The sequence below is a fragment of the Paenibacillus ihuae genome (assembly GCF_001368795.1).
Lineage (GTDB): Bacteria > Bacillota > Bacilli > Paenibacillales > Paenibacillaceae > Paenibacillus_AQ > Paenibacillus_AQ ihuae.
Genome location: NZ_LN831198.1, coordinates 1993502 through 1997049 on the forward strand (window position 1 = coordinate 1993502; position 3548 = coordinate 1997049).

Annotated in this window: 3 protein-coding genes; all 3 read left to right on the forward strand. The window is 54.1% G+C overall.

Features of this window, described 5'->3' with window-relative positions:
• Positions 1 to 1599, forward strand: a 1599-nt coding sequence (locus AQR02_RS08945) for a cache domain-containing sensor histidine kinase (RefSeq protein WP_054940266.1), incomplete at its 5' end; no start/stop codon positions are given.
• Positions 1600 to 1622: 23 nt separating this feature from the next.
• Positions 1623 to 2855 carry a response regulator gene (locus tag AQR02_RS08950; RefSeq protein WP_054940267.1) on the forward strand — a complete coding sequence of 411 codons (1233 nt, stop codon included), beginning with the start codon at positions 1623 to 1625 and terminating at the stop codon, positions 2853 to 2855.
• Between the two features lie 234 nt (positions 2856 to 3089).
• On the forward strand, positions 3090 to 3548 hold a 459-nt coding region (locus tag AQR02_RS33835), incomplete at its 3' end, for a substrate-binding domain-containing protein (protein ID WP_245237240.1).

Here is a 3548-nt window from a genome sequence, read left to right on the forward strand (position 1 = left end):
GGGGTTCAGGCCTTTTTGAAGGGGACGATGAAGGACAGGTCTGTGCCGGGCGGAACGGGTGTAAACGGGGAATCGGCGGAATATAATATCCGCAAGTTTTTGCAGGGCTTCACTACGCTAAGCTCTGAAATCGCCGGAATAATGCTGGTGAATCAGGCAGGTGAGTTCATCAGCAATGAGATGTATACCCGGCCGGGGACCGAAGTGAAGAATGAAGCATGGTACAAAGCAGCGGCTGCCAATAAAGGAATCTTTAAAATGATCGGACATCCTTACGGCCGCGCAGTGATGTCTCATGCCGACTACAAGGAGAGCGAGGTTGTCTCAGCCGTCAGGGCAATTGTGGATCCTGATACCCAGGTGGTCCAGGGTGTTGTGCTGGTCGATCTGAAGCTGCGGGTTATTGCAGAGACGGCAAGGGATGTGACACTGGGCAAAACCGGATATTTAACCGTAGTCGATGACAATGGTGAGCTCGTCTATGCGCCGCAGCATCCCTTTATGCAGTCGATTCCGGCCGGGCTGTTCAGCGAGACGTCCGGGATTACTTCCGAAACGGTAAACGGCCGTGATATTCAGCTGATTTACCGTACCTCGTCCTTTACCGGCTGGACGACAGTTGGCGTATTCCCAATGGATGAATCGGCGTATGGTGTCCGGGAGATTACCTTTAATGTGGTCACCTTCGTATTTGTGGTCTGCATGCTGGGGATGACAGCATCGTTCTATTTGGCTTATTCAATCTCCCGCCCTATCGGGCAGCTCGCTTCCTTTATGAGTAAGGCGCAGTCAGGTGACCTCACGATCCGCTATTGGGGCAAACGCTCGGACGAAATCGGGATGCTGGGCCGCAGCTTTAATACCATGCTGGCTCAGATCAGCCGGCTGCTCACCCTGACTGAACTTCAGGCGAGGCAGAAGCGGGAAGCGGAGCTGCGCAGTCTGCAGGCACATATCAAGCCGCATTTTCTCTATAATACACTGGATACCATTCACTGGATGGCCCGCAGCAGAGGTGCTGAGGATATCGCAGAGGTCGTACAGTCCTTATCCAAGCTATTCCGTCTGGGGCTCAGCAAGGGCAGCGATATTATCCCGCTGTCCGATGAGCTGGAGCATATCGTCAGTTATCTGAAAATCCAGCATACCCGCTACAGCAGTAAGCTGTCCTACACCATTGAGTCGGAGCCGCAGTTTGGAGAGCTGTATGTGCTGAAATTACTGCTTCAGCCGATTGTAGAGAATGCAATCTATCACGGAATTAAGGAGCGGCGTGGTCCCGGGAATATCAGGATCGCTGTGGCTGAACGCGGCGGTGACTTGTATTTGACAGTAGCCGACGACGGCGCCGGCATTCCGGCGGAGCGGCTTGCACAGCTGAGGAAACGTCTGGATGACATAGGTACGGGCAGCATTGAAGCGGAGCAGCCCATACCAGAAAGCGCCGGCACCAGCTACGGCATCCTGAACGTGCAGGCACGGATCAGACTGACTTACGGAGAGCCTTACGGCCTAAGTATTGATAGTGAACCGGGCAGCGGTACCCTTGTGACTGTCCGTCACCCCGTTGTCCGCAGCAGCTATCCTGACGATCATTAAATAAGGGAGGAAGCCATAGAGCTATGGATAAGTGGAAGGTTCTAATCGCTGATGACGAAGATATTATCCGTGACGGGATCAGGCGCTGCGTAGACTGGGAGGCGCTCGGGCTGCAGGTTGCAGCGGAGGCTGAGGATGGAGAAGAGGCGCTTGAACTTGCGCTGCACCACTCCGTGCATATCGCACTCGTGGATCTGAACATGCCGATCATGCATGGCATGGAGCTAATGAAGCAGCTTAGAGAGCGGCTGCCCTTGTGCAGGATTATTGTAATCACCGGGCATGATGAGTTTACCTATGCCCAGGAGTCGATCCGCCTGCAGGTGAATGACTATATTCTCAAGCCTGCAGATCCGGGGGCGCTGATGCAGGTGCTGCGCGGGGTGAGGGATGATCTGGAGGCGGAGCGCCGGCAAAGCGAGCATCTGCAGCAGGCCTCCAGGCAGATCCTGAAGAACTTTCCGCTGCTGCGCGAACGCTTCTGCCAGGAATGGCTGGACGGCAACCTCAGCCGGGAGGAAATCTGTGAGCAGCTGCAATTTCTAAAGCTGCCTCAGGCGCCTCCACAGTTGATCTCCGTTATCCGCTGGCGGGGGGAAGTCCGCCAGCCTGCGATGAAGGAGAACGAGCGCCAGCTGTTTCTGTTTGCCATCGAGAATATCAGCACCGAGCTGCTGGAGCCTTACCCGAAGGTCATCTTCCGCGATGCTGCCGGTCTGATTGTAATCCTGCTCTGGGATGCCGGAGGCGAACCGCTCCTGGCCGGCATTGAAGCAGCGGTGCGCAGCCATCTCAAAATTGCGGTCGAGGTCGGCATACAGCAGGCTGACGCTGATATCACCAGCCTGCCTGCAGCCTACCGCAAATGCAGAGTGGCGCTGGCCAAGGAGCAGCCCTTATCGCCGCTGGTCCGCCGGGCCAGGCAGTATGTGCAGGAGCATTACACGGAATACGGTCTGACTCTGGAGTCGATGGCCGGTATCCTGCAAGCCTCCCCGGTGTATCTCAGCCGTCTGTTCAAGCAGGAGCTGGGCGAATCGTTCGGAACGTATCTGACCCAAATCCGGATCCGTAAGGCTGCGCAGCTGCTGCACTCCACAGATATGAGCATTAATGAAGTGGCAGAGCGGTCAGGCTATGAGACGCAGCACTATTTCAGTACAGCCTTTAAGAAACAAACCGGTGTTTCTCCCCTGCAATTCCGCAAAGGCGTGCTCCCGGAAGAAGGGGACAGCGGAGTGCCCGGGAACGGCTAAGCTCAGGCCCATTCAGAGCAAAAATTCTGCAATTATTCAATAAGCACATGCTGGCTAGAGGCGGCATGTGCTTATTTGCTTTTTTGTGAAAGCGCAAACAATAAAGGTTTGTTTTTTATAAAAACAGTAGCTTCAGTGTAAATACGCCGCCATACCCCGGTTGCTATACTCAACTTGTCGAACGGGAGGAACCCGCTTCGGACGAACAACAGACCAGTTCAGGGGGTATGCAGGATGAAGAAGGTTTCATTAATGATGTTGACGCTGGCTCTAATGCTCATGATGTCCGCTTGCAGTAACGGGAACGGCTCAGGCGGCTCAGAAGGAAAGGAAGGCAAAGTGGGTATCGCGATGCCTACGAAATCCTCGGAGCGCTGGGTGAATGACGGCAACAACATGGTGAAGGAATTTGAAGCGCTGGGGTATGGGACAGACCTGCAATATGCGGAGGATGTTGTAGAGAATCAGGTGTCGCAGATTGAGAATATGATCACTAAAGGTGTGAAGGCGCTTGTCATTGCTTCAATCGATGGAGAGGCGCTGACTGATGTGCTGCAAAAAGCGCATGACGCAGGCGTAAAAGTCATTGCTTACGACCGGCTGATCAAAAAGAGTGAATATGTTGACTACTACGCTACCTTTGACAACTTCAAAGTCGGCGTGCTGCAGGGCTCTTACATTGAAGAAAAGCTG